This is a genomic window from Oleidesulfovibrio sp. (genome assembly GCF_047973035.1).
Taxonomy (GTDB): Bacteria; Desulfobacterota; Desulfovibrionia; order Desulfovibrionales; family Desulfovibrionaceae; genus Oleidesulfovibrio.
Genome location: NZ_JBKEBF010000010.1, coordinates 41,496 through 68,432 on the forward strand (window position 1 = coordinate 41,496; position 26,937 = coordinate 68,432).

General features: G+C 50.2%; 22 protein-coding genes. 8 read left to right on the plus strand and 14 right to left on the minus strand.

The genetic code is table 11. From position 1 onward, the window contains the following. Positions 1-2: 2 nt before the first annotated feature. Positions 3-944: a Bug family tripartite tricarboxylate transporter substrate binding protein gene (locus tag ACK5LI_RS02525; RefSeq protein WP_416946060.1), complete on the minus strand. Its 942-nt coding sequence runs from the start codon at positions 942-944 to the stop codon at positions 3-5. Between the two features lie 775 nt (positions 945-1,719). Between ACK5LI_RS02525 and ACK5LI_RS02530 the strand changes: the two genes are divergently transcribed. From ACK5LI_RS02530 to ACK5LI_RS02540, 3 genes are read left to right on the plus strand one after another with little or no spacing between them, the layout of a single operon-like run. Beyond that, on the plus strand, positions 1,720-3,087 hold the full coding sequence (locus tag ACK5LI_RS02530; RefSeq protein ID WP_416946061.1) for an ABC transporter substrate-binding protein: 1,368 nt from the start codon (positions 1,720-1,722) through the stop codon (positions 3,085-3,087). After that, positions 3,087-5,483 carry an ATP-binding protein gene (locus ACK5LI_RS02535; RefSeq protein ID WP_416946062.1) on the plus strand — a complete coding sequence of 799 codons (2,397 nt, stop codon included), beginning with the start codon at positions 3,087-3,089 and terminating at the stop codon, positions 5,481-5,483. The genes ACK5LI_RS02530 and ACK5LI_RS02535 overlap by 1 nt, the downstream gene beginning before the upstream one ends. Next, positions 5,483-6,829, plus strand: a complete 1,347-nt coding sequence (locus ACK5LI_RS02540; RefSeq protein ID WP_416946063.1) for a sigma-54-dependent transcriptional regulator — start codon at positions 5,483-5,485, stop codon at positions 6,827-6,829. Before ACK5LI_RS02535 ends, ACK5LI_RS02540 begins: the two co-directional genes overlap by 1 nt. Before the next feature lie 134 nt (positions 6,830-6,963). On the opposite strand, the gene ACK5LI_RS02545 is transcribed toward ACK5LI_RS02540, so the two are convergent. Together ACK5LI_RS02545 and ACK5LI_RS02550 are read right to left on the minus strand one after the other, a co-directional pair. Then, complete coding sequence (locus ACK5LI_RS02545; protein WP_416946064.1) at positions 6,964-7,488, minus strand: HEPN domain-containing protein; 525 nt, start codon at positions 7,486-7,488, stop codon at positions 6,964-6,966. Between the two features lie 222 nt (positions 7,489-7,710). Continuing rightward, on the minus strand, positions 7,711-8,301 hold the full coding sequence (locus tag ACK5LI_RS02550) for a flavodoxin family protein (protein WP_416946065.1): 591 nt from the start codon (positions 8,299-8,301) through the stop codon (positions 7,711-7,713). Positions 8,302-8,873: 572 nt separating this feature from the next. Here ACK5LI_RS02550 and ACK5LI_RS02555 point away from each other — a divergent pair. Continuing rightward, positions 8,874-9,458, plus strand: a complete 585-nt coding sequence (locus tag ACK5LI_RS02555) for a DUF4125 family protein (protein ID WP_416946066.1) — start codon at positions 8,874-8,876, stop codon at positions 9,456-9,458. Further along, positions 9,451-10,185: a sulfite exporter TauE/SafE family protein gene (locus ACK5LI_RS02560; RefSeq protein WP_416946067.1), complete on the plus strand. Its 735-nt coding sequence runs from the start codon at positions 9,451-9,453 to the stop codon at positions 10,183-10,185. The genes ACK5LI_RS02555 and ACK5LI_RS02560 overlap by 8 nt, the downstream gene beginning before the upstream one ends. A 137-nt stretch (positions 10,186-10,322) precedes the next feature. Here ACK5LI_RS02560 and panF read toward each other — a convergent pair whose 3' ends face one another. From panF to ACK5LI_RS02590, 6 genes are all read right to left on the minus strand, one after another. After that, on the minus strand, positions 10,323-11,807 hold the full coding sequence (panF, locus tag ACK5LI_RS02565) for a sodium/pantothenate symporter (RefSeq protein WP_416946068.1): 1,485 nt from the start codon (positions 11,805-11,807) through the stop codon (positions 10,323-10,325). Beyond that, positions 11,804-12,106: a YhdT family protein gene (locus ACK5LI_RS02570; protein WP_416946069.1), complete on the minus strand. Its 303-nt coding sequence runs from the start codon at positions 12,104-12,106 to the stop codon at positions 11,804-11,806. The genes panF and ACK5LI_RS02570 overlap by 4 nt, the downstream gene beginning before the upstream one ends. A gap of 636 nt (positions 12,107-12,742) precedes the next feature. After that, a complete protein-coding gene (locus ACK5LI_RS02575; protein ID WP_416946070.1) occupies positions 12,743-13,417 on the minus strand; it encodes a S1 family peptidase in 675 nt (224 codons plus the stop codon). 27 nt (positions 13,418-13,444) lie between these two features. After that, positions 13,445-14,338 (minus strand): glycine betaine ABC transporter substrate-binding protein, encoded by an 894-nt coding sequence (locus tag ACK5LI_RS02580; protein WP_416946071.1) that lies wholly within the window; start codon positions 14,336-14,338, stop codon positions 13,445-13,447. A gap of 35 nt (positions 14,339-14,373) precedes the next feature. After that, positions 14,374-16,011: a BCCT family transporter gene (locus ACK5LI_RS02585; protein ID WP_416946072.1), complete on the minus strand. Its 1,638-nt coding sequence runs from the start codon at positions 16,009-16,011 to the stop codon at positions 14,374-14,376. A gap of 285 nt (positions 16,012-16,296) precedes the next feature. Beyond that, entirely contained in the window at positions 16,297-18,873 is a 2,577-nt protein-coding gene (locus tag ACK5LI_RS02590; protein WP_416946073.1) for a S9 family peptidase, read from the minus strand. A 121-nt stretch (positions 18,874-18,994) separates the two neighbouring features. Here ACK5LI_RS02590 and ACK5LI_RS02595 point away from each other — a divergent pair, with 121 nt between their 5' ends. Genes ACK5LI_RS02595 through ACK5LI_RS02605 form a run of 3 tightly spaced genes read left to right on the plus strand, consistent with a single transcriptional unit; the run spans position 18,995 to position 22,151 of the window. Next, positions 18,995-19,666: a RimK/LysX family protein gene (locus ACK5LI_RS02595; protein ID WP_416946074.1), complete on the plus strand. Its 672-nt coding sequence runs from the start codon at positions 18,995-18,997 to the stop codon at positions 19,664-19,666. Next, entirely contained in the window at positions 19,666-21,198 is a 1,533-nt protein-coding gene (locus ACK5LI_RS02600; RefSeq protein WP_416946075.1) for a UUP1 family membrane protein, read from the plus strand. Before ACK5LI_RS02595 ends, ACK5LI_RS02600 begins: the two co-directional genes overlap by 1 nt. Then, positions 21,198-22,151, plus strand: a complete 954-nt coding sequence (locus tag ACK5LI_RS02605) for an alpha-L-glutamate ligase-like protein (protein ID WP_416946076.1) — start codon at positions 21,198-21,200, stop codon at positions 22,149-22,151. The genes ACK5LI_RS02600 and ACK5LI_RS02605 overlap by 1 nt, the downstream gene beginning before the upstream one ends. A gap of 322 nt (positions 22,152-22,473) precedes the next feature. On the opposite strand, the gene ACK5LI_RS02610 is transcribed toward ACK5LI_RS02605, so the two are convergent. The 5 genes from ACK5LI_RS02610 to ACK5LI_RS02630 all read right to left on the minus strand — a co-directional run. Next, positions 22,474-23,400, minus strand: a complete 927-nt coding sequence (locus tag ACK5LI_RS02610) for an ABC transporter ATP-binding protein (RefSeq protein ID WP_416946077.1) — start codon at positions 23,398-23,400, stop codon at positions 22,474-22,476. After that, on the minus strand, positions 23,321-23,971 hold the full coding sequence (locus ACK5LI_RS02615; RefSeq protein WP_416946078.1) for an ABC transporter permease: 651 nt from the start codon (positions 23,969-23,971) through the stop codon (positions 23,321-23,323). Before ACK5LI_RS02615 ends, ACK5LI_RS02610 begins: the two co-directional genes overlap by 80 nt. 136 nt (positions 23,972-24,107) lie before the next feature. Beyond that, on the minus strand, positions 24,108-25,052 hold the full coding sequence (gene fcl / locus ACK5LI_RS02620) for a GDP-L-fucose synthase (protein ID WP_416946079.1): 945 nt from the start codon (positions 25,050-25,052) through the stop codon (positions 24,108-24,110). Between the two features lie 20 nt (positions 25,053-25,072). After that, a complete protein-coding gene (gene gmd / locus ACK5LI_RS02625) occupies positions 25,073-26,221 on the minus strand; it encodes a GDP-mannose 4,6-dehydratase (RefSeq protein ID WP_416946080.1) in 1,149 nt (382 codons plus the stop codon). Positions 26,222-26,705: 484 nt separating this feature from the next. Next, a partial coding sequence (locus ACK5LI_RS02630) for an IS3 family transposase (protein ID WP_416946081.1) occupies positions 26,706-26,937 on the minus strand: 232 nt, incomplete at its 5' end.

Below are 26,937 nucleotides of genomic sequence, written 5' to 3' on the forward strand. Positions count from 1 at the left end.
TCTTACCAGGGGTTTTTGTCGTAAAAAGCCTGAGTTTCAGCCTGCAGCTCATCAAGGTACGCGCGGAAGTCGGGACCACTCATGGGCAGACGGCTGAAAATGTTTTTGTTGCAGTCGGCAATGTAGCCGGCGTCAGCGTTAACCTTGGCAAGCAGGTCGTCCAGCTTATCAAGAATTTCTTTGTCAACGCCTGCAGGTACTGCAAAGCCACGGGTTGCGGTCATTTCTACGTCAATGCCGAGCTCAGCAGCGGTAGGAACGTCGTTCATGATTTCAGAACGTTCCTTGGTCAGCAGGGCAAGAACGCGGGCAGAGCCGCTCTTATGAGAGGAGTACATCTGGGAAAGGTTCATGAAAGCGGCATCGCAGTGGTTGCCGAGAATCAGAGCCTTCTGCTCGGTAGAGCCTTTGGTGGGCAGCAGGTTAAGCTTTACACCGGTTTTGTTTTCAAACTTCTGAGCTGCGACAAAGTCATCGGAACCGATACCGTTAACAGCAACGGTCAGTTCTTTTGCCTTTGCAGCTTCTACGAAAGAAGCCAGGTCAGTAATGGGGCTTTCCTTGGGAACAACGATGAGCACAGGGTCATCAACGGTGTTGCCCATGAAGTGGAAGCTGTCCAGGGTGTAACGTGCACGTTTGGATACAACGTGAGATACAACCTGAGTGGTGAATACCATGCCGATGGTGTAACCATCGGTTTTGGCGCGGGCGATACCTTCAAAGCCTTTCTGGCCGCCGGAACCGGGCACGTTCTGCACTACAAAGCTAGCGCCGGGCCAGTACTTCTGGGCAGCGTTAATGAAAATACGTGCAGTAGTGTCGGTAGAGCCACCGGCTTTGGACGGAACGATAATGGTGATCGGCTTTTCAGGGTATTCAGCCATGGCATACGCAGGAAAAACAAACACCATTGCTACAAGTAATGCCAGCAGTTTCCTCATCAGATCCTCCTAATCAAGTTCACGGCACGAAAACGCGCCGAAAAAACAAGTACGACCGCCTGACCGCCAACCGGCCGCATGATGAGGTGAAAACCTGCAGCACCTGCTGTTCTCTGGCGTATTCACAGCTATGCTACGGCTCCCACACACCCCGCCTGTAGTCCAAAGATTGTGCCAAATTGGTACAACCTGATTTAACATGCTGTTTTTTAAAGGTATCAAACTCAAAAAAGGCACTTTCCCTTCCTTGCCATGCCGACACAACGGGTCAAAACTGACTCGGCCGTTTTCCGTATTTGACCCATTTTCAATATGATTGATTGTTCAACTAGGAATCTGAATATCTCCTGACAACTCAACAGGATACGATACGGCAACTCTGCAGACTTTCCTCATCTGACGCTGGCTTACGAGACCGCAACACCAAGCATATGATGCGCCGCAATAACGCTTTGCTCTCAGCTTGCCTTGCCGTACTGATTTCTCTGTTCTGAAGACGTTGCCAACGCGCCTGAGGCGAGCTCCGGCCCAATAGAGACACGTGCGTAACATGCCGCAACTAAAGAAGGTTGCCGCAATTCAACTGTAGAAAAACAACAGGTTTGGCACAAAACAGCCGCCTTGACCAAGCTCGGAAACTTCCTTTACGGTTCGGCAGCGATACGGGGAACATCTCGCTTCTGTGCATAGTCTGCTATTCCGATACGACCTTTCACGTTCTCCGGCCTGCCTCTTGCATTACCAGTTACTGCCTTTCTAAGTTTAGGAGGAAGCAATGCATACCGGCCTCTTCCGGATGAGAGCCTTTACACGTCCCGTTATGACAGCGATTGCAGGCATATGGGTCCTGTCGTTGTGGGGACTGAGTTTTTGTGCTGCAACAGCGTTTGCTGCACAGAGCCCTTCGCGCCTGCAGATAATAACGTCTTTTCCTCCTTCTTTTTATGAACCTTTTGTGCAGAGATTCAGCGAGCTGTATCCGGACATCAACGTCTCGATTCTGAACAAAAAAACAACATCGGCCATAGCGGAGCTGCGCAGAGGTAACGACAGGCAGTTTGATGTGTTCTGGTCCTCTTCCCCTGATGCTTTTGAAATTTTAAAGATAGCAGGAGTATTGCGGCGTCCCCCCAGCGGCCGGAGGCACAGCACGATTTTTCTTAATGATTTTCCCGTAGATGATCCGGAAGGCTACTTTTACGGGTTTGCAGTCTCCGGTGTGGGCTGGATGTGGAACAAAACCTACTTTACACGCGAAAAGCTGACAGGCCCGTCGGCATGGAGCCAGCTCGACGAACCGCGCTATTACAACCATATTTCCATGTCCGCACCCTCGCATTCCGGCTCCACTCACCTTATTGTGGAAAGCATGTTGCAGGGTATGGGCTGGGTAGAAGGATGGGCACATCTGACCCGTATGTCGGGCAACCTGATAACCCTTTCCGCACGCAGCTTCAGCGTTACGGAAGGTGTCAAAAGCGGCATGTTCGGGCTGGGGCTTGTCATCGACATGCTTGGTCGCCCCAAAGGGCGCGATGACATCGACTTCCGGTATGGCGAACCCGCATTTTTTGCGCCTGCCACGGTAGCGGCTCTGAAAAACAGCATAAACCCTTTTGAAGCCGAACTGTTCATTGACTTCCTCCTTTCTCCGGAGGGGCAAAAGCTGCTGTTGAAACGGGACATTAACCGTCTGCCGGTTTCCAAAGCCATGTATGAAAACGGCACTCTTGATTCGCACCCGCTGCTAAAACTTATTAAGTCTGGCAAATCACGCCCATACGATGCATATCTTTCACAGCTGCGGTATAGTCTGGTTAACCAGCTTTTTGACGAGATGATCACCTACAGACTTCTGGAGCGCAGGCGTTTATGGAAGCGTCTGATCACGCTTGAAAAAAAGCAGCGTGCCGCCGGAAATACAGACACCGCCCTTTTTGACAGAATACACAGTCTGCTTGCCGCAGTGCCGGTAACAGAAGAACAAAGCCGCGATCCTGAATTCACTAAAATCTTTGCCGATCCGTCTCTGGGCTACCCTGTCAGTCCTGAAAGGCACCAACAAATCTTACAATGGCAGACTTTTATTCAGGAGCGGCTGAGCAAAGCTAAAGAATTGCTTGATAAGGCTAGTACCCAATAATGAGCACACGCTTTCCTCTTTTTCACGGCATCTGGGCCAGATTGCTGTTAGCCTTCGGTGCCAGTGCAGCCGTAACCGTTGCAGCTGTTATGATCGCACTTTTCCTGTTGGAAAATTCCAGCGACATTTTTGCAACGATCACACAAAAACAACTGCCCGAACTGGCACAGGTGACAGAGTTTGCCGAAACCAGCGGGCAGATTATGGCTATTGCGCCCAATCTGGCTTCTGCCACGGATGAAGAATCTCAGGCACACATCAGAAGCGAACTGGATACACTGTTGCGGCACTTCCGGCTTGAAATTGAGCAACTTGAGCGGGCTTATCCTCAGTTGCGGACAGAGCTGGATACCCTTTTACATAAATTGCGGACAAATCTTACCGCGCTGCAGAATGTGGTTGCGGCCCGTCTGGGGTACGAAGAAGAAATGGCAAGACGCATGGAACGATTGCGCTGGCTGTATACAGACATGCTGGGCGAAATCGAGCCGTTGAGTCAGGACCTGAATTACAACCTTGATGCTGAAATCGAACGGTTGTCAGAAGCAAAAGGGCAACGTGCCGAAAAATTATTCCTGAGCCGCCTGCGGGCTAACAGAAAAGCCAAGAACATTATTGAAAGCATCGGCAGCAACGGGGATATGCTTGTCAGTCTGTTGCTGCAGACATCATCCTCGCAACACGAAGCACAGGTGGATAACCTTGCTGCGCTCGCCCGTGATACTACAACCTCGCTGAAGCTTAATCTGGAAGAATTCTCAGGCGGGGCCAGCGCCTTGACTCTGCGCCAGTTACTGAATGAAATTTTCCTACTGGCTGACGGGCCGGATGGCATTTTTGCTCTGAAAAAAGCGATAATCACCAGTGAAGTGACCGGCCAGCAGATCCTTACGGAAAACAGACAACTTGTAGGCCAGCTGCGCGAATCAGTCGGGTCAATTGTCACCCGTACACAAAAACAGGCTCTGGAATCAGCGGCTGTCACGCAGCAAAAGCTTGAACGGGCGCGCTGGTATCAACTGGGGCTTGTCTTCCTCAGTCTGGTTATTTCTGCCAGCGTAATGTGGTTTTATGTACGCGGCAGCATTGTTGCCCGACTGAATGCGCTGGCCAACAGTATGCAGGCCATTGCAGGTGGCGATCTGGCTCATCCCGTACCACAGCAAAGCAAAGACGAAATAGGTCAGATGACCGCAGCGTTACGCGTTTTCCGCGATACCGCCGTAGCCGTTGAAAATGCCAATGCGCAGGCTATCATCGATAACGCAGCCGTAGGTCTTATCATTGCAGACTCTGACGGTATAATACGATTCTTCAACCCTATGGCAGCAACACTGTTTGCAGCGGAAGAACGCGGCATGTCCGGACGTTCATTGCTGGAATTTGTGGCTGAAGATGATTCTGCCTCTGTAAAAGAAGCCTGCATGAAAGCATTTGACGGAGAATATGACCAGATTCAAAGCGTCTATCGGGGCTTCCGCAGCAACGGGACAGAATTTCCCGTTGAAGTTGTCATCCGGTCCATCCAGCAGCGTGCCCGGAAAAACCTGATGATAACCATTCACGATGTGAGCGAGCGCGAAGAAGCGGAAGAACTGCTGCGCCGCAGAGTGCAGCAGAAAACCGAATATCTGAGTCACACCAACGCCAAGCTGCGTCAGGAAGTAAAGGAACGCCGCAGAGTTCAGGATGAACTGGTGCAGGCAGGCAAGCTGGCGGCATTGGGGCAACTGTCTGCGGGCATCGCTCATGAACTGAACCAGCCGCTTTCAGCCATCAGATATTATCTGCACAATGCCAAGCTGCTGCTGCAACGGGGCCAGTTGGACGTACATGAAGAAAATATACACAAAATAAGTGACCTGAGCGAGCGTATGGCAAAGCTCATCAATCACCTCAAGTCGTTTGCCAGACTGCCGTCCAACAAGTTGCAACCAGTTGATGTGGTGCCGACCATCGAACATGCGCTATACCTGTTTGACCGGCGCATAGCAGAGGACAGCATCACCATTGAAAAACGCTATACCGACGCCCCTCAGATGGTAAGCGCAGAGGATATCCGTCTTGAACAGGTGCTGGTTAATATTCTCGGCAACGCCATAGACGCAGTATCTCAGCAGCCGCTCGAGAACAGACTGATAACACTTGATATTATTGACAACGACACAGACCTGACAATTGAGATTACCGACAGCGGCCCCGGCATCCCGCAAGAGGTCAAAGAGGCCATTTTTGACCCGTTCTACACCACCAAAGAGATCGGTAAAGGATTGGGTCTGGGGCTTTCAATTTCATACAACATCGTAAAAGACATGAAAGGTGAGATTAAAGCGGCGGATGCGGAAACCGGCGGAACAAAGTTCTCACTGTCATTTCAGAAGGTTGAAAAAAGCTAATGACCCCGATAGGTGAAATATTCCTCGTCGATGACGAAGCGGAAATCAGGCAGGCATGCCAACAGACATTTGAGCTGGAAGGATACGCCATCCGCACATTCAGCTCTGCTCTGGCAGTACTGCCCCATATAGATCCTGACTGGCTCGGTGTTGTCATCAGTGATGTAAAAATGCCCGGCATGGACGGGCTGATGCTGCTGAAAAAAATCCATGAGATCGCCCCCGAGCTGCCGGTGATTATCCTTACAGGGCACGGTGATGTGCCGATGGCGCTGGAAGCCATCCGTTCAGGTGCTTATGATTTTCTGGAAAAGCCAGCACCGCCGGAATACCTTATCGACGTTGCCAGACGCGCGCTGGATGCCCGCAGGCTGGCGCTGGAAAACCAGAACCTGCAGGAGCAGCTGGCCACCAAAACCGGACTTGAAAACCGGATTCTGGGTACCTCACCGCAGATATGCCAGCTGCGGACAACCGTAGCAGGCCTTGCCGCCATCAATGTGGATGTATTGCTGGTGGGAGAAACCGGTGCAGGTAAAGAGCTTACCGCACGCTCGCTTCATGAATGCGGCAATCGCAGCGCGGGCAAATTTGTTGCGCTTAACTGCGGTGCCATTCCCGCAAATCTGGTTGAGAGCGAGCTTTTCGGGCACGAAAAAGGGGCGTTCACCCATGCAGTCAACCGGCGCATAGGAAAAATCGAGCTGGCGCAAGGGGGCACCCTGTTCCTTGATGAAGTCGAATCCATGCCCATGGACGTACAGGTAAAACTGCTGCGGACTCTGCAGGAGCGGGTTGTCGAACGCGTGGGCAGCAACCAGACGATCCCTGTTGATTTTCGGGTTATTGCAGCCTCCAAAATAGGGCTGCATAAGGCTGTGCGGGAAGGCACGTTCCGCGAAGACCTCTTTTACCGGCTCAACGTTGCCCGCATTGTCATTCCGCCTTTGCGCGACAGAGCGGACGACGTGCCCCTGCTGCTGGAACATTTCATGAAAGTAATGGCTGAACGGTTCCACACCTCGGTACCGGAACTGGATCAGGAAACTTTGCTCCGTCTGCAGCAGTACCCCTGGCCTGGGAATGTGCGCGAACTGCGCAATGTCGCGCAGCAATTAGTGCTGGGGCTGCCGATTGATCTGGCTACAGAAGAAATCGCAGTTTCATCCATAAGCCTGCCTGCAGAGGCTGCTTCGCTGGATGAACTGGTTGAAGACTACGAAAAGAACGTCATCATCGAAGCATTGGCCCGCAACAACGGTAAAATAGAAAAAACAGCCCAATACCTTGGCATTCCGCGCAAGCGACTTTATTTGAGGATGCAGAAGTACGGGGTTCAAAAGTAACGTTATACAGTTCCATCTCGTCGTTGCGGCATGACGTAGCAAGACAATGAAAACAAGCATAGCAGAGTGCGCATCCTGCCTGTCGGGCTGCGCTTTTTATAGTAAAGTGTAGTGGCTAAAACATGATCTGATAGTCAGCCAGAGGGGCAGTTGTTATGCTGTACGGTGTTTTTGTTATAAACATCAAGTATTGCGCAAATGACCAAATGTAACTCTTGTGGAGCAGTTTCTTGCAATTCAATATTTTCTAAATAACGCCAATTAATAAAATCATCTTTGTGGGTCTGAAAAAAAATGCTCATATCTAGCGTTGGGGCCATGCTATCCATAGCAGTTTGCAGACGTTCTTTTGTATCTTTGGTGAGTGTATTATACAAGTAACTTAAATCATGCTTAAAAGGTGGAGCTACCCCTTCATCCAACAGCAAGGCCTTGAGTCCTAGTTCAATGGCAAATGCTAAAAAAAACTGTTCAACATATGTACAACCTGCTTTAAGAGGAATCAGGCCTGTTGAACTATCTACAGACCGCGCATGTTTTAAAATATTAATGGTATTAGCTCCACCATGATCAATATCTGCTATAACTTGCCTTAACAAATATCCGACCCATTGCATTGACATGGCCTGTCCATGCCTGAGTTTGCTTTCGGTATCCACCTACACCTCCGTATTCTATAATATGGCGTTGCGACTGAAACTAGACATGAATTTGATTAAGCTAGAACTTTTACAGTAACGCCTCCCTTCATCAACGCTTTTCCCCCGCAATGACAGTTTGCTTTTATATTAAACGCTATTCAGCACTAAAAGCGGGCTTGCAAGCAGGCTAAGATTGCGGCACTGCGCTCCCCGCTCCCTATAAGCAATATTGAACAGCTCTTAACCACCCCGCAGGCTTTCTGCCAGTATCCGGCCTGCCTTGTTAGCCTGTGCCATCCTGTCTTCGTGCTGTGCAATTATCCCCCTGTCAAACAGCCGCAACACGGCAATTTCTTCCACCACGTCATAGCCTAAGGCTTCAAGGGGCATACGCATTGCTTCAAGCGTAAAGCCCATGTCACGCCTGTCGGCCTGCTCTGCAATGGCGCAGATGACTGCTTTTCGCCCCTGACCTGCAAGGCGGCTGGACCAACCCCGCGGCCGCTCATTGTTAAAGTCATAAAAACAGTACAGACGGTCTATAAATGCTTTCATCCACGCGGTGACATTGTAGTTATGCACCGGAGAAATAAGCACCAGCCCTCGGGCTTCGATAATGCGCGGATACAGCAAAGTCATGCCGTCCTGAAAACGGGTACAGATTTTATCTTTCCGGCACTTCTCACAGCCGACACACGGCTCATACTTATAATCCCGCAGATGCGCCGCTTCTGTACGTTCTCCGGCATCCTGAGCGCCGCCAAGCACAGCTTCCAGCAGTTTATGAGAGTTGCCTCCACTTCGGGGGCTTGCTTCAACACCAAAAATCATCTTTGCCTCCTGTGTCCATAGCCGTTCAGTTTACAAAAAGAAGTCCATCCTGACACGTAACAAGAGTAACGCCTTATGTCCGGCGCACGTATCTGTCCACATTCCCGCTGTCCAGCGTGCGTTTACCATTGCAAACAAGACGAAGCTCCCGCCAGTAAGAACCTTGCACCTGAAGCATCACCGATGCCTCATGTTGTGCGTCCCACGCTAAGGCTGTTTTTTCCTCATGCACCGGCCTCAACCACCAGCAAGACAGATATCCGTCAATAATTCAACATGTTAGCACGATGCTACAGTATAGCAAGACAGCACGGCAATAAGCAAAATTGCTCTACCTACGCAAACATGCGCCACCCCCCTCATACGTTGCAATCAGGTTCCGTTTTTCAATGATCATCCAGAACGCCACGGGCTGCGGCAGGCCATCTGGGTGTGACATAAAAACAAAATATAACACACTGTAACTAAAAGAATAAAAACCACTTCCATCTAAGCACGCAAAGGAGTAAAAGGCCCTCCTTCCGGCGACCTTGTAGTCGTCTGAAGCATATCATTCTGGAAAAGGTATTCTGATGAACACATCTAATAACTCGCTTCTCGAATCTGTCATAGTGCTTGAACTGGCTATGTTTCTGGAAGTGAATAATCGCGGCGGGATATCGCCGTGTCAGGAACGACCCGAATCTTTCCGCATTATGCGTGAAATCACGCATGCAGTGCTTTCCGTCGATTTTTTACAATCATATCTGAACGACCTTACGCAGGCGAGACGGCATGGGCGCAACCTCATGACCGAAAAATATGCGCTGATGGAAGGTCTTATTCCGCAACTGAGCAATGCTCCCGCCATACAGGACATCGTTCAGGCTGAAAGCGCATGGAGAAAAGAAGTTGCCGCACAATTTCCCCATGCTGTCCACCCTGACGGGCACCACAGCTTTTGCCTCTACCTTTCATGTGAATTGCAGACGTACTCACCCGCAACATTGGCAGCTTATGCAGCGTGCGTAACCACAGCCCGTTATGAGCAGCGCAACCTTACCCGCCAGCGCTATGAACTGCTGATGCAAAAGCTAGGTTACGGTTCGCTGGAGCAGTGCGAGCAGCAACTTGCAACCACTAAACAGAACGACAGGGCAGGTATCAGAAATGCCTGACTTTCTTCATCTGCTTGTTTTCGGTATGTGGATGATTGCAGGCTTTGTATCCGGCGTCAGCGGCGTAGGCGGTGCTATGGTGGCACTGCCCGTAGTGGCTACGTTTATCCCTATGCACGTTGTGATACCGCTCAGCTGCATTCTCACTCTTGTAATGGACATCAGCATTGCACTTATGCATTTCAGACACTGCCGTTATTCTGCGCTGCGGCCTATGATTGCTGGTTGTGTGCCAGGGGCTTTTGCGGGGCTTTATATCCTGCAGATAGTCTCCGGCGCCATGCTGCAGGGCGGGGTGGGGCTTTTGCTGCTTTTTTATGTGTACTGGCAGTGCACATACAAAGTGAGCACAAAAAGTGGCGAATCATGGAGCAAAGGCAGTCTGGCAGGATTCGGTGCCGGTTTACTGGGCACGACAATTTCGTTTGACGGCCCCCCCGTGGGCGCATACGGACTGTATGCCGGATGGAGCCCCAGAGTGTTTCTGGGCACTCTTGGTGTTTTCTTTGTTGCAAGAGCAACCATGACCTGCATTCTTCAAGCCAGCGCAGGCATGTATACTGAGACTGTGCTCAGCTACGCCATGTACGGCATTCCTGCTACAATGATCGGTACGCTGCTGGCCTTTCCCGTTGTACGCCATATCAACCAGCAGGTTTTCAGACGCGTTCTGCTTTTTATCATCACGCTTGCGGGCATGGTCTGCCTTGTGCGGTCCGTGCTGTAGTCAATGCGTTCACGCAGGCACCCTCTTATGAGTCCTGCTTCACTCCCTTTTAAACCGTATAAAAAAGCCCCGCCGGATTCATACAGAATCAGGCGGGGCTATGTATTTTAAGTACGCACTCGCGGCAGCCGGTATCGCTACAACTCTCCGCGGAACACAGCAACTGTGGCCCTGTCGGGCGGCCTGCCGAAGTATGCGCCAGCCACAAAAGCGCTCAGCGCAGCCAGCGTGGTGGGTACAATGGCATGAATGCCGCCCATGGCAGGCTTTGCCACAGACAGGCAGATGAACACCGCAACACCTGTAATGATGGACGCAATGGCCCCTGCGGCGTTTGCCTTGTCCCAGTACAGGCCAAGCACTATGGGCCACAGGAAGACAGCTTCAAGCCCGCCAAAGGCAAAGAGGTTGATCCAGACAAGAAGATCCGGCGGCTCTATGGCTGCCAGAAATACCAGCACACCGATTACCGACGTACTGGCAAGGCTCATCTTCTTCATGGTCATGGGCTTTAATCTGGAAGCATCGCCCTTGTACCGGTAGTGAACGTACAAATCCTTTACAATGGCGGCGGAAGCCAGCAGCAGCATGGAGTCCACAGTGGACATTATTGCTGCCAGCGGGCCAGCAATAAAAACACCGGCCCAGAAAGGCGGCAGTAAGTCCACAATCAGCGACGGCATGGCAAGGTCGCCCGCGGGCAGGTCGGGCCTTACAGCTCTGCCAAGCGTACCGGCAAGATGCGCGCACAGAATCATAAAGCCTATGAGCAGTGTGCCTATGACCATTGCGTTATGCATGGCGCGGGAATCTTTGTAGCCCATACAGCGCTGGGCGGTCTGAGGCAGGCCGATAACACCCAGTCCCACCAGCACCCAGAACGACAGAATAAACGGCTGGGGTACTGCTTCTTTCGGCCCTGTGGGAGTGATAAGGCCCGGATCGATTTCTTTCAGGGTGGTTATGCACTGTTCCATGCCGCCACCGGCGTTGATTACAGCCAGCAGGACCACCACCACGGCTACCACCATAACGATACCCTGAAACGCATCGGTAATGACCACCGCCCGAAAACCGCCAACGGCGGTATACAGAACCACGGTAATGCCGAAAAGGATCAGACCGACCATGTACGGGTAGCCGGTAACGGCCTGAAAAAGTCTGGCACCGCCGATAAACTGAGCCAGCATCGCCGCCATAAAGAAAATAAGCAGCGCAAACGAACACAGGTTCACCACGGTGTCGTTTTTATATCTGGCCCGCAAAAAGTCAGCCAATGTCACGGAATTCGTCTTGCGGGCGACTATGGCAAAACGCTTACCCAGCACGCCCAGTGTAAGAAACGTTGTAGGCACCTGAATCATGGCCAGCAGCACCCAGCTCAGCCCGAGACGGTAGGCAACGCCCGGACCGCCCACAAAGCTGCTGGCGCTGGTGTAGCTGGCGATGATGGTCATAGCCAGCACAAAGCCGCCCATGCTGCGGCCGCCTATATAGTAATCTTCCAGCACGCCTTGTGATGTGGCCTGTGCCGCGGCTTTTTTGCGCGCCCATAACGCAACGGCAAAAGAAAATGCCAGATACAACACTACAGGTATTATCGCCGTCAGCGAGCCGCTCATGAGCGTCCTCCCTCTGCATCAGCATCGGAAGAATCTTCCGTGGTGTCATCCAGCGGCATTTCTTTATAAAACAGCCGGACAATCCCCCAAAGCACCAGTGTGATAAGCGGATACCCCACTATGCAACTGTAAAAGAACCATTCCGGCAGTCCCAGCACATAGTTGTATTGTTCCGGATCGCCGTCACCCATCCCGTAAGCACAAAAGTACCACCACAAGAAATACAGAGCATACACTCCCAGAGCAAAAACAGCCTCTTTGTTAGCCTGTATAAAACGCTGATCCCGTTTCTTTTTCATAATCCTGTCTCTTATTATAATGACAGAGCAAAAACAGCCTGGCACAAGCCCGAGCAATCTTCAGAATACACTGCCGCTGAAAAGCAACGCAAGCATGCTGCAATGCACCAGCATACCACCGCAAAATACAAATCCTGAAAATGCAGGTTCTCCGCACAACTGTGCGGTGTATATTCTTAATCCGCATCGGCAGGCAAAAAAATATCTGCACAGCTTTCTGAACCACATCGGCAGAAGCCTGCTTCTGCCAGCCAAACCTTCTGCCGACAGATACGCGCCTGCGGTCTGTATGCGCCAGCACCGGCAGTGTCAACCTTTGCACCGCCCCCGAAAACAAACGGTGCAGGCTGGAAAGTGCGTCCGCACCACCATGCGGGAAAGTCCCCTTTCTCTGTAACACTTCAGAATCGCAAAACATATACTCACCATAAAAGAAACACATAGGCTACGGGAATAAGTGCACCGCAAACAAAATCAGCCCGCTCATTTCTGAACGGGCTGATATAACAACGCGATAACAATCCATTGAGGTTCCGGATACGACGGACACAAGAGAGTTCAGTATCGCGACAACATATCGTTGTTACAAAAAACGCTCCCGTATACCGGAGGTGCACCTACGGCACCCGCTCCGCATCAGATCACATCAAGTCCTTCTTTTTCCATCATGGGCACAGCGTACTCGATAGATACCGCGTACGAAAAGCTTGTAGGCATAGGCTTTTCGCCTTCTATTACCGGTGTAGCTTCAAGCGGGTCAAAACGGCCCGTAACAACACCAATGACGCGGTCGTCATCGTTGCTGACAAGCGGCCCCCCGCGGGAGCCGTCATGTACGCGGCTGTCAAAAAGAAACAGATTTGTACCGTTGGTGGAGCGCATTTTCGCGCATACTACAGCCTGCTGCAGCACCTGCGTATAAATGCACTGAAAACCGAACGCAAAACCAAGGCATGCGACTCCGCTACCGACTGTGGCGTTTTCCGGTACGCCTATCAGATGATCAGGCGTGGTTATCTCCACCTTGTCCGTAAACTTCAGCAGTGCAAGATCGCGCTCTTTATCCATCTGCGCCACGCGAACCGGTATCGCGGTAAGCGCTTCACTGCTTACTGGCAAAAAGTCATCTTCTGCCTCCGGCGGAACCACCATCAGCGTATCATCCTGCGAGACAGGGTGTGCGACTGTCAGCAGGTACCCTTCCGAGTGAACAACAAACGCTGTCCCAACAAAAACAAGATGTTTCTGCTCATCCATGCGAAACAGCTTCATGCAGCCGTTGCGATAGCGTAAATGAATATCCTGAAGCATATGAGAATAATCTCCAAAGTTCGTCTGTTATTGCAGCCAGCCTGCTACCCGCTCCGGATGCGTACGAAGCCAGCGTTGTGCCTTCTCGTAGGGAAAAAGCCCCTTATCGTCCTGAATCCAGAGCATCAGCTGCCCCATGTCTTCAGGAGTCCAGTAAAAACTATCGAGCAAGGCATACAGTTCCGGTTGGTCTTCCTTTAACCCTTTGCGCACAAAAGTATGAATATTGCCGCCATCGGCGTACACGCCTTTCGGGTCTTCAAGGAACTCAAGCTGCCAGCGGGCAAAAGCCCAGTGCGGCAGCCAGCCGGTAACCACAATCCAGCGCTGATGTCTGATGGCGTGGCTGAGCTCTGCCATCATGGAGACTTCGCTTCCTTCCACCAGCCGGAACGAACCTTCCAGTCCGTATTCCTTCAACGCTGTCCGTGTCTTTTCCATCACACCGGCACCAGAGTCGATGCCGATAATGCGATGGTTGTATTTCTCAGCATCCTTCAGCAGGCCAGGGATGCTTTCCGTTGTAATGTAGGGACGATTACGAAGCCCTGTTCCGGCGGTAAACCTGCCCGCAGTCACTTTAGGCACAATCAGACCTGTTCTGGTGCCTTTAAGATTAGGGCCAAGGTCTTCCATCTGCGCGCCGAACTCGTCGTAGTAGGTCGAATGCGTAGCAGGCAACCATGCCGAAAGCATTACGTCAGCCTTTCCGGTTGCCACCATGCGCCACATGTTTTCAGCATCTGTTGCCACAATGCGGCATGGCACATTAAGCTCTTCCTGCACGACAACCTGCACCAGATTGGCACTGGCAATAGACGACCATTCAACATAGGCAATGGTCAGCGGTCGTTCTCCGGCAATGGAGTACGAGGTAGCCAAAAACAAAAAGCAAAAAAGCGTAATGACAAACCGGCGCATAACGCCTCCGTGGTCTGCGACCTTCAGGCGGACTGTTACCAGAGCTTGCGTCTTCCGAAGGTCCTGTCCAGTACCGGCTTACGTTTAACGCGGAATCGGGCAGGCTTTTTGCCCAGATCCAGAGTGAACTCCTGCGGGCCGGTGTATTCGTTAAGCCCTTTGTGTAAAGAGTAGCACATGCCCAGAAGGATTGCAGCAAAGGGCAACCCTGTTGTGATTGTTGCCGTCTGAAGGGCCACCAGTCCGCCGCCCATCAACAGCGCAGCAGCCACTGCCCCTTCCAGCAAGGCCCAGAAAAGACGGGAAAGCACAGGCGGGTTCGGGTCGCCGCCGGAGGTAATGATGTCGATAACCATTGATCCGGAGTCGGATGACGTCACAAAAAACGTGACTATGACGACAATACCCAAAGCAGATGTAACGGAACTGAGCGGGAAGTGCTCCAACAACACAAAAAGTGAAACGGGCAAATTTTCCTGCACGGCAGTGGCAATACCGCCGCCACCGAACATTTCTATATTCAGCGCAGTGTTACCGAAAATGGTTATCCACAGGAATGTAATGAACGTGGGCACCAGCAACACGCCCAGAATAAATTCGCGGATGGTACGACCAAAGGAAACACGGGCAATAAACATGCCCACAAACGGCGACCACGCAATCCACCATGCCCAGTAAAAAATTGTCCAGCCGTGCTGCCATTGCGTGTGTTCATAGGTTTCGTTCCACGTGGAAAGCTGCGGCAGAAACTGAATATAATACCCGATGTTTTCCAACGTACCGTTAAGAATAAACAGCGTGGGCCCCAGAATAAGCACAAAAAGCGCAAGCGCGGCAGCAAGGGCTATGTTCAGCTCAGAAAGACGCCGGATACCTTTATCCAGCCCTTTGACAACACTCCATGTTGCTATGGCGGTGATACCTGCAATTAAAAGCACCTGAATGGTGGTGGACTGTCCCACCCCGAAAAGATGGTCGAGCCCTGCATTCACCTGCTGCACACCAAGTCCAAGCGAGGTGGCCACACCAAACAGCGTGGCAACGGTGGCCATGATATCGATGATATTGCCGATAGGGCCGTAAATACGTTCACCGAAAACAGGATAAAATGCGGTACGGATGGAAAGCGGCAACCCTTTGTTGAATGAAAAGAACGCCAGAGCCAGACCGACAATGGTGTACACTGCCCACGGGTGCAGGCCCCAGTGCAGGAAGGTGATATCCATTGCTTTTCTGGCAGCGTCTGTCGTGCCCGGCTCTGTCAGCGGGTTAGCCACATAATGAAACATGGGTTCCGCCACACCATAAAATAGCAGGCCGATGCCCATACCGGCGGAAAACAGCATGGCAAACCAGCCCAGCGTGCTGAATTCCGGCTCCGCATCCGGCCCGCCCAGCCGGATATCGCCGAAGCGGCTTACAATAAGCAGCAGAACAAACAAAAGAACAATATTCATTGTGGCAATGAAAAACCATCCGGCATACGTGGACATGTAGGATTGCATCGCCTGAAACACGTTGCCCAGAAAATGCTGAAAGACGATGGTAATTCCCACAAAAAGAATAATCAGCGCCGCTGAACCGAAAAACACCCAGGGATGTACTTCCAGATGGAACCAGTCCGGTCTGCCTTCATGTGTCTCGGTCTTTTGATTGTTACTGTTAGCGTTCACGATTATATCCCTTTATTATTTTTGCAGTGTGTCGACTTTTACAGGCAGAGAATGCTTTGATGATGCAGTTCATCAGGCGAACCCAATCTCTGCGATATAGATATGTTGCACCCGACATACCCTGCTATGTAATCCTAAATGATACGGGAAAGATTGTCTGTCCGCAAGGCGCGACCTTTTTAAAATACATTCCTTAAAATTGTGTTGGAAGTATCTCAGGTGCGCAAAAAAATGGCAGAACAACGGGTTGTTGTCCTGCCGGTAATACGTCGCAGCAAAAAAGTCTCAGTACGTCTGAGTTGCGTTGGCGGCATGTTCCGTTTTTTCTGCCTGTGCCGGACGCTCAGGCTGTACAGACCGGTGCTCCGCATTCTCTTCCGCTTGCGGTTCTACCCTTGCCGGCTTCGGCTTTTCAACCTGCACAGGTGCTGCATGCGGTTGTATTGTCGTATCTGGTTGTGCATTCACAGGTTCAGATCCTGCAGATTGAGGCTGTTCCTTAAGCGGTTCAAGGTGACTGTCCAGCCAGCGCGTCATTTCCCATATGGCATGCATGACGGATTCCTGCCCGTAGTACGAATGTCCCTCATACGGCAGCAGAACCAGTCGGGACGTCTTTCCCAGCCCGACCAGCGCCTGATGCAGACGCACGGACTGTTCGGGATGCGTTCCGGCATTCTGGTCGTGGTCGCCATGAATGATCAGTACGGGACTGTTGATCTTGGAAATATGAAAAAAAGGAGACATGTTTTTATACAATTCTGGATTTTTCCACAGCGAGCGATGTTCATGCTGAAAGCCGAAAGGCGTCAATGAACGATTATAAGCCCCGCTTCTGGCAATACCTGCCGCAAACAGCGAGGTGTGCGTCAGCAGGTTTGCCGTTGCAAACGCTCCGTAGGAATGTCCGCCCACGGCAATATTGTCGGCGCGCGCCACACCGGTACGCACAAGTTCACTAACGGCTGCTTCGGCGTTCATCTCAAGCTGCTTCAAAAACGTATCATTGGGCTGAGTGCCGTTGCTGCCGATGATCGGCATGGCCGGACTGTCCAGCAAGGCATAGCCCATAAGCGGCCAGAACATGCGGGACGTACGCCCCAGCGGCATAAAACTGTTTTCTTTTTCCAGCGCTTTTTCCGCTGCAGCTTTATTTTTGTATTCTCTGGGATATATCCAGATCAGAGTCGGCAGCGGGCCATCCTCAACCGTATACTCCGGCGGCAGGTACAGATCTCCCGCCAGCCGCACACCATCGGCACGAGTATATTCAAGCCGTTTCTTCTGCACTTTAAGCAGCGATGGTACCGGATGCTCAAATGCCGTGACCGCGCGTACGTTTTTATTTCCTTTCGTGCGAATGTAGTAATTGGGCGGACTGGTAAACGATTCGCTGCGAACAAGAAATTCTTTGTCGTCTTCAAGAGGGCGGATTACCGATTCTTTCACGCTCTCGTCACCCGTCCAGAGAATTTTCTTCGATTCTGTACGGATGTCATACCCCAGCAAAGCGCCTTGCCTTTTGTCGGCAAGGTAAATGCCCTTTTCATCCGGCATAAGCCGGTATTTCCTGAACGCTCCATCTGCGGATTCTACAAGCGGCATGAAGCTGCCGGTTGCCAGCCTGATTGGCTCCTGCATTTCTTCTTCCAGCATCCAGCCATATTTTTTACCGGATTGCGTATCCACCCCTGCGGCAAACACAGCATCACCGCCCCAGTACACATTTTCAAACCGCATAGGCATGCGGAATACGGAGCGCGGCTCATCGGTAAATGGGGCATTCAACACAAAAAGTTCGTCCCTGATAGTGGCGTTGGCGGAAGCCTTGCCACCGTCCCGCGCAGTCACCCACCACAGCTCGGCAGGTTCGGCAGGATTCCATGCAGCTTCACGTGCACCCGTGCGAACATTCCACCGACCTGCGGGAACAGCATTCGCCAGTTCCAGTTCGTCAATCAGGCGTACAGATGCTCCTTGCATATCAAGCACCTCGACCCGATACGGAAAACGGCTGACAGGCAAAATGTATGAATACGGACGGCGAATGGTCTCCGTCAGCAAATATTTTCCGTTCGGCGAGGGGCTTAAAGAGCTATACAGGCTGGGTTCTCCGAGCGTTTTTATTTCTCCGTCTGTGGAAACCTGCGCAATCACAGACGCGGCCAGGTACTCGAACAAAGCAACGTCGTACGCGCTCTGCAGCAAATTCTGGTAAGTTCTGGCCGCCCTTGCAAAACCGGTAGAGTCCTGAATGACAGGCCCGAACTTATGCTTGGCAACTTCCGGTCTGGGGCCTTGCTCCGCCGGAACTGCAAGTGTCAAAAGCAAGTCTCCGTCTGGGTGCCATACATACGGAGCCCCCAGAATATCATTAAGCTTCAGGCCCGCAATCCGCTGCGCCTGCATTGTATCTGCATCTGCCACCCATAACGTCACGCCGCCTTCCTCATACACTGCAAAGGCGATATGCTCGCTGTCAGGCGACCACGTAACATGGCTGAAGCCTGCCTCTTTCGGCAGCCCCGTCACGGTTTTCCGCTCTCCGCTCTCCATATCAATCGTGTATAATGACACGGCAAGATTGAGCGGTCTGCGGGAATTGCGCGCAGCATCAATAACAATGCCGGCTAAGCCTACTGTCGGCCTGGCAAGATCTTCCACCGCAGGCAACTGCCCGTACTCTGCAAACAAAAGCATTTCACCATCAGGGCTTGGCACTACAGACGGCTCTGCTGGTATATTGATGATTTTCCTGATAGAATCGGGAACGGACTGATAATCAGTTGTTGTGGCAGCACACGGATGAACTTGCATAAGCATCAGTGTCGCAATAAAAAATAAAAATCTTGTTAAACTCATGGCCTTTCGTGATATATCGCCTCTCTGCTTATGAAAAACAGCTGTTTTCCTCCGTCCGGCTCAGTATAGAGCTTTTCTTTTGTAAAGCAAAACAGCCTAGTAATATTTAAGGAAATAATTCATGAAACGACTGTTTCAACTACTTTTTGTCATTCTGACCCTGTCACTGGCGGCCTGTGCACCTAAGCAGCCCGTACTGGAGCCTGCCGTGCCGGAACAGCCCGCTCCTGTTAAACCGGAAGCGGTTCAGCCTGAGCCGGTAAAACCTGCACCTGAACCTGTAAAGTCCGCTCCGGAAAAACCTGTTGTAAAACCTGAGCCGAAGCCCAAACCAAAGCCGCCCCAAAAGCCTGCCGAAGTCAAAATAGACAATCTCGTTCTGGTTGGTGAAGCCGAATACGTGTATCTTGCAGATATCAAAAAGCGGCTGCCTGCACGCATTGATACAGGAGCGACAACGTCTTCTCTTAGTGCCGTCAATATTCAGCGTTTTGAGCGTGATGGCAAGAAATGGGTCAGGTTCGCAATCCCGTATCCTGACGGCAAGCTTTCTGAGCCAATTGAAAAACCTCTCAAACGGGATGCGCGGATCAAGCGACACGGTGCAGAAAGCATACGCCGACCGATTATCATGTTGCGGGTCCGGATAGGTTCAATCAACACTGTCAACGAATTTTCGCTAACCGACAGGTCAAAATTCAAGTTTCCCGTTCTGATCGGCCGCAGCCTGCTGGAAGGCAAGGCCGCGGTTGATGTTTCGCGGGAATATATAACATCTCCCATGAGTCAGTAATGAAAAAGAAACTGCACTTCATAATTCTCATAGCGGTTCTGATTCTACTTGGAACCGGAGTCACCGTGTACAAGGTATGGGGACTGGGTTTTTCTCTGTCCCCCGACCAGCGGGTATCCGTCTGGACAGTTGAGGCTGAAATAACCTTCGCTGCCCACGGAGAACCTGTAGAGGTCTCGCTGAACCTGCCTGACAACCGTCAGGGTCTTGTTGCTGTAGACAGTGTTATCAAGCAGGGCGACTATGACTATCAAGTAAAAAAAGTCGGCACGCACACCCGCGGCATCTGGAGCATAGACAAGGCCTTCGGCCCGCAAAAAATCTACTTCCAAAGCCAGATTTACCGCAAAGACCCGCAACATGCGCGTCCGGTCGAAGAAAACTATAAACCCGATCCGTTCCCTCCGTTCAGGCCTGCACAAAAAGAGCTGGCAACAGAAATTGTCCGGCAAGCCAAAAGTAAGGGCGACAAGCCGCTGGATATTGCCATCAACGTGCTTCAGATGCTGAATGTGCCGGAGGCAAATCCCGGTGTTCAATTGCTGCTGAACGACAAGGACGAGTTCGGCGGTCCGCTGGGCCTTGCCCGCACCATACTGCACGAAGCGGGAGTAACATCCAGAAGAGTGAAAGGCTTCTTTCTGGATGAAAACACTTCCGGCAGAACCATCACCGGCTATCTGGAAATTAAAACAGGTGACGAGTGGGTGCTGGTAGATCCGGTTAGAGCCGTCATTCTTGATTCCGGCTCCTTCCTGCTATGGCAGACAGGAAACGAATCAGTGCTTGAAGTGACAGGCGGCTCTGACTCTGCCGTAAAGTTTTCGTCTCTGACTACAAGCATCATAGCCAACAAGGCTGCCATAAGTGCCGGACTGGGAGAATCCAAGTCCATGCTTGTGGACTTTTCCATTTACAGCCTGCCGCTGCAGTTCCAGAACTCGTTCAAGCTGCTGCTTCTGATTCCCTTCGGTGCGCTCGTTGTTGTTGTCATGCGCAACCTTGTAGGCATCAGAACATCAGGAACATTCCTGCCCATCCTTATCGCCATGACGTTCATCCAGACATCGCTTATCTCAGGCCTGATTCTGTTTGTCATGGTTGTCAGTCTGGGATTGGTGCTACGCTCGTATTTAAGCAGGCTCAACCTGCTGCTTGTGCCACGAATATCAGCTGTACTGGTTTTCGTTATCGTCATTTACCTTGCACTGGCAGTCATCAGCTACAAACTGGGCAGCGAATTCGGCCTGCTGGTATCCTTCTTCCCCATGATCATCATCGCATGGACCATCGAAAGAATGTCCATTCTGTGGGAAGAAGAAGGCCCCAAGGAAGTGCTCATTCAGGGTGGCGGCTCGCTGCTGACTGCAAGCCTTGTGTACCTACTTATTACAAACAGTTATGTTGAGCACATCAGTTACGCTTTTCCGGAGCTGCTTCTGGTCGTTCTGGCAATCATCCTGTGCATAGGCAGCTACACCGGCTACAGGCTGAGCGAACTGCGACGCTTTGAACCGCTGGGGAGAATGTAATGCTGCGCCTGATTTCGCCCCGCAGGCTGAAACAGAAAGGTATTGTCGGCATGAACATGCGCAATGTGCGCTACGTGGCAGGCAATAACCCCCGCCATCTCTATCCGCTGGTAGACGACAAGCTGAAAACCAAGATGCTGGCCGAACAGGCTGGACTGGCTGTGCCCAAGCTCATCGGCGTCATGCGCGTGCAAAAACATGTAAAGCAGCTTGTCCCTTTCATGGAAGGCCATAACAGCTTTGTCATCAAACCTGCCAAGGGTAGCGGCGGCAAAGGCATCATGGTTGTTACAGGCAGAGACGGCGACGGCTTTATCAGGCCTGACGGCAAAGTGATCACGGAAGCTGATCTGCACCGCCATGCGTCCAACATCCTGAGCGGTTTGTACAGCCTTGGCGGCAACCCTGATGTGGCAATGATCGAAGAAAAAATCGAATTTTCAGAAATTTTCGACGAATTCACCTATCAGGGCGTGCCTGACCTGCGCATCATCGTCTACAAAGGCTATCCGGTCATGTCCATGGCGCGCCTTTCCACATCAAACTCCGGCGGCAAGGCCAACCTGCATCAGGGAGCCGTTGGTGCAGGCATAGATGTAGGTTCCGGCAAGGCGCTTCATGCCATCCAGCACGGGTTGCCTGTTGAAAACCACCCCGACACAGGAAGGCGGCTGGTTGATCTTGCGATTCCGCGCTGGAAGGAATGCCTTACGCAGGCTTCAAAATGTTTTGAAGTCACAGGGCTGGGCTATCTTGGCGCGGACATCGTTCTGGACGCCAACAAGGGCCCGTTGATTCTGGAACTGAATGCCCGCCCCGGCCTTGCCATTCAGGTAGCCAACGGGCAGGGACTGCAACTAAGGCTAGATCTTGTCGACTCCGTTGCTTCAACGCCCCGCCCTGTAGTGGAACGCGTAGCCTTTTCCATCAAGCACTTCGGCCGGTTGCCTTGATGGAAAAGGCTGAAATGCAGCAATTCTCAGCAATGGTGCAGAGATATGAGATGACCTGCACAATTGTCCTTAGCGAACCACACAATCAATATGACCCAATGGCTTGCAGTTAGATAATCACGATATTCGTTGTACAGGATATCATGATTTCTTTGTCCAAACATATTACAGTGCTGACAGGAGAATAAGACATTACAGGCAAGCTTATGTGGCAATCACAACGCGTTGGCCTTGGCTGCCAATAGAACTAAAGGCAATAAAGAACAACTGAGAATATGGCTTTGGGGAAATAGCAAACACCTATACATTCATACACACAAGCTTACATAATTTCTGAATCAAAGGCTGTGATTGCCATCGCTGTTGCCCCGACCCTGTTGTCCATTACGTGTATGTTTTTTATATTTTTTGCTACGTACAAAACATGGCCATCAAGCGATTTCATGTAAATATGGACATGATATTGGCCATGACTCAGGTGTACGTTGCGAATTTTCACCGTTACTCTTTTCTTTCCTGATGCTTCAAAAAACCTTCCCATCTTGCCATTTGAAATCTGGATAACTCTTTGGCCTTTGGCACTATCTACTGCAAAATCAAAAAAAGTTTTCCCAAAGTTCTGTAAAAACTCAAAACTGAGTTCTACTACCCAGTCATCTCCAGAGGCTACTATATCTTGACACTCTGCTCCGCAAAAAAAGACATTTGGATTATGAGTAAGCACATCGCAACTGTCATAATTTTTGTTGTTCAGCTTGTTATATTCAACAACAGCATTTGCAACTTTTCCTGCGAATTGAACCTTTCCTCCGCCAAGGACGACTCCCTTATTACATAAGTTCTGTACAGCGCCCATGTTGTGGGAAACAAAAAGGATCGTTCTTCCTTCGCCTTTGGAAATTTCATCCATCTTGCCAAGACATTTTTTTTGGAACTCGCCATCACCAACGGCTAACACTTCATCGACAATAAGAATTTCAGGTTCAAGATGGGCTGCGACTGCGAACGCTAGCCGGACGTACATGCCCGACGAATAGCGTTTGACAGGCGTATCAAGAAATTTTTCAACCTCAGCGAAGCTGACTATTTCTTCAAATTTATTACGAATTTCCTTACGTTTCATCCCAAGGATAGAACCATTCAAATAAATATTCTCTCTCCCGGTCAACTCAGGATGAAAACCTGTTCCTACTTCTAACAGGCTTGCCACATGTCCTCGAATGGTCATGAATTGCCCAGCAAAATCCATCGATTACTCCCACCATGGGGTTACACTCATAAAGTAACCGCCATTTCTCTGGAACAATAGAGGAAGAAAAACCCACCGGAGATATGTAAAGCCCGATTTGAGTTACAAAAGGTATTACGTAGCGAAAATCCCTATAAGTCACATTTAGTGAGCACAAAATGAGCCCCGGGCCTAATGCTAAAATGCCGGCAAGCAATGCAAGAGGAACAACAGTAACAATCTGTAAGGTGGGGAAAACGTTATACCAAGCCATCAGAACGCCCAACACACAAAATGAAACTATAAAATCTACAATAGCAACACCCACGGTTGATGCTGGGACAAGTAGCCTGGGAAAATATACTTTGGAGATTAGATTGGAGTTACCAACAAGACTTTCTGAAGTACTGGTGATAGCCGTCGAAAACAATTGCCATGGTAACGTTGCAGCAAACACTAACAGAGGATAGGGAATTTCTCCTTCTGAAGGCAAGTTTGCTATTTTACCGAACACCAACGTAAAAGCGAGCATTGTAAAAAAGGGCCGCAAAACTGTCCATGCAATACCAATCGCAGTCTGTTTATAGCGCACAGTAACATCGCGCCATGCAAGGATGAGAAAGAGTTCGTGAGAACGCCATATGTCTTTCCAATACTGACATTCCGCTTTGCCAGAGCTCTGTAGCCATTACACGCCCGCTCTAATTGTTACAAAGGTCATAATAGCGTTACACACCTTTCAGCGAGTTCTGATTTCTCAAGAACCATTGATAAGATTCAAGAATTCCATCTTTTAAAGAAATGCTCGGCTTCCAGCCTAGCTCCTTTAGCTTTGAAACATCCAATAGCTTTCTAGGAGTCCCATCTGGGTATGATTCATCTTGGGAGATCACACCTTTAAAACCTACAACATCCTTAATTAACGCTGCAAGTTCTCTTATTGAAAGCTCAATGCCTGTTCCAACATTAATAAGATCAATGGTTGTCTGGCGAAGCATTAAAAACAGGCAGGCGTCCGCCAGGTCGTCGACATGCAGAAATTCGCGGAGCACATTGCCAGATCCCCAAACAACAACCTCTCCTGCCCCTTGCACTTTTGCCTCGTGAAACTTTCGTAACAACGCAGGAAGGACATGTGAACTTTTAAGGTCAAAATTATCATTAGGTCCATACAGGTTCGTCGGCATGACGCTTATTATGTCGAATCCATATTGTTTCTTATATGCCGCACACATCTTCAGCCCTGCAATTTTGGCAATGGCATACCACTCGTTTGTAGGCTCAAGACTACCAGTCAGGAGATAATCCTCTTTGATCGGCTGGGGGCACAACTTGGGATAGATGCAGGACGATCCTAAAAACATCAGTCTTTTGCATCCGTTACGATAGGCGGCGTCAATAACATTACTCTGGATTAGCAGGTTATCTCGGAGGAACTCCGCCGGGTAGGTATCGTTAGCGTATATCCCCCCTACTTTGGCTGCTGCTAAAAAAACAAATTCTGGCTTCTCATTAGTAAAAAAACTATCTACGGCGAGTTGATTACGTAGGTCTAGTTCGCTACTGGTTCGCTTCAAGAGATTAAAAAAACCATCCTGCTCCATCTTACGGCAAAGAGCGCTTCCGACCAGCCCTCGATGCCCGGCGACATAGATTTTACTATTTTTCTCCATGGCTTACTCAGGCAAAAAAGTTACTCGTTGTAATCAAAAATCTTAAAGCCATTATCTAGGCAAATCTTGTCCTTAGCAGCCAGAGAAATATCCTCGGCAACCATCTCCCTAACCATTTCCTCGAACGAAATCTTGGGCTCCCAACCAAGTTCCCGTTTGGCCATTGCGGGATCACCAAGTAGAGTCTCAACTTCCGTTGGACGAAAATAGCGGGGATCAACTTCAACGATTACGTCCCCTCTCTGCGGCACCTTATCAATAACATAACTACCGACGTTGTGAGTCCTGAGAATCCCTTCGTCTACTTCAACAACCACGCCTTTCTCGGCCACCCCTGTTCCCAGCCACTCGAGATTGATGCCTAGCTCCGCCGCAGCAATAGTTACGAAATCACGTACAGAAAATTGACGCCCTGTTGCAATAACAAAGTCTTTTGGCTTGTCCTGCTGTAGCATCAACCACTGCATCTCAACGTAATCTTTTGCATGTCCCCAATCTCGTTTTGCATCCATATTTCCAAGGAACATCTTATCTTGTAATCCCAAAACGATTCTGGCTAAGGCACGTGTGATCTTGCGAGTTACAAACGTCTCCCCACGCTTGGGCGATTCATGATTAAACAAGATACCGTTGCAACCGTATATGCCATATGCCTCACGATAATTTACTGTTATCCAGTAGGCATACAGTTTGGCACAAGCATACGGAGAACGAGGATAAAATGGAGTTTTTTCGTTTTGGGGAATTTCCTGCACTAAGCCGTAGAGTTCGGAAGTGGAGGCTTGATAAAAGCGGGTCTTTTTCTCTAGCCCTAAAATCCTGATAGCTTCAAGAATACGTAGGGTGCCAAGAGCATCCACGTTTGCTGTGTACTCTGGAGAATCAAAGGAGACCTTCACGTGACTTTGAGCTGCAAGATTGTAGATCTCGTCAGGCTGAACTTCTTGAATGATGCGAATGAGATTCGTAGCATCTGTCAAGTCCCCATAGTGAAGAGTTAGTCTCCGCTTTTCAACGCACGGTTCTTCATAAATATGATCGATGCGGTCGGTATTAAACAATGAAGCCCGGCGCTTCACGCCATGCACTTCGTATCCCTGTTGAATCAAAAAATCCGCAAGATACGCGCCGTCCTGGCCCGTAATGCCTGTTATTAAAGCTTTTTTCATCAATATTGTTCTCAACAATTAATCATAACTAACACACCTTGAGGGCTAGCAAAACTAACACGAAGCCCCCCCCCTGTCCACTTTCGACTATATATACAGAGGGTATCGGGGCGGGCGTTAAGCCTCCCAAATCAGCCGTAACTTAAGCCTTGCCACTTTCCGCGAAACGCACTCCAAGAATTCTCTTTCCTCAGTAACCTCTGCTAAGCACGCTCTAACAGAAAGCAGTGGCGATTCAACTACTGATCACATTTTATTCTTGAAAACTGATCCACAGGAAAACTATACTGAATCAAAAATCCATGTTCAAAAACCTCTTTTAGAATATCAAGAGACAAATTTGACACTCGTAAACCTTCAGAAGTCATTGATAGCAATGTATTGTCTGGAATCTGAATCACAGGAATAGCAGCATGAACAAACTGAGACCTTATTGAATATAAAAAGTCGGCTAAGTTTGTCAGTGTGAATCGCCACTAATTTACTAGACACCCCCAACTTTACTAACAAACTTTTCTTCAAATTTTATTGGAGATAAGTTGCCATTGTGTCCATGGCGGCGAATCGGGTTATAGAACATCTCTATATAATTAAATACGTCCTGCCGGGCCTCTTCCCGGCTTCTGTAAGTTTTCCGCTTAATTCGTTCTCGTTTGAGAAGTTGAAAGAAGCTTTCTGCAACCGCGTTGTCGTGGCAGTTGCCACGTCGGCTCATA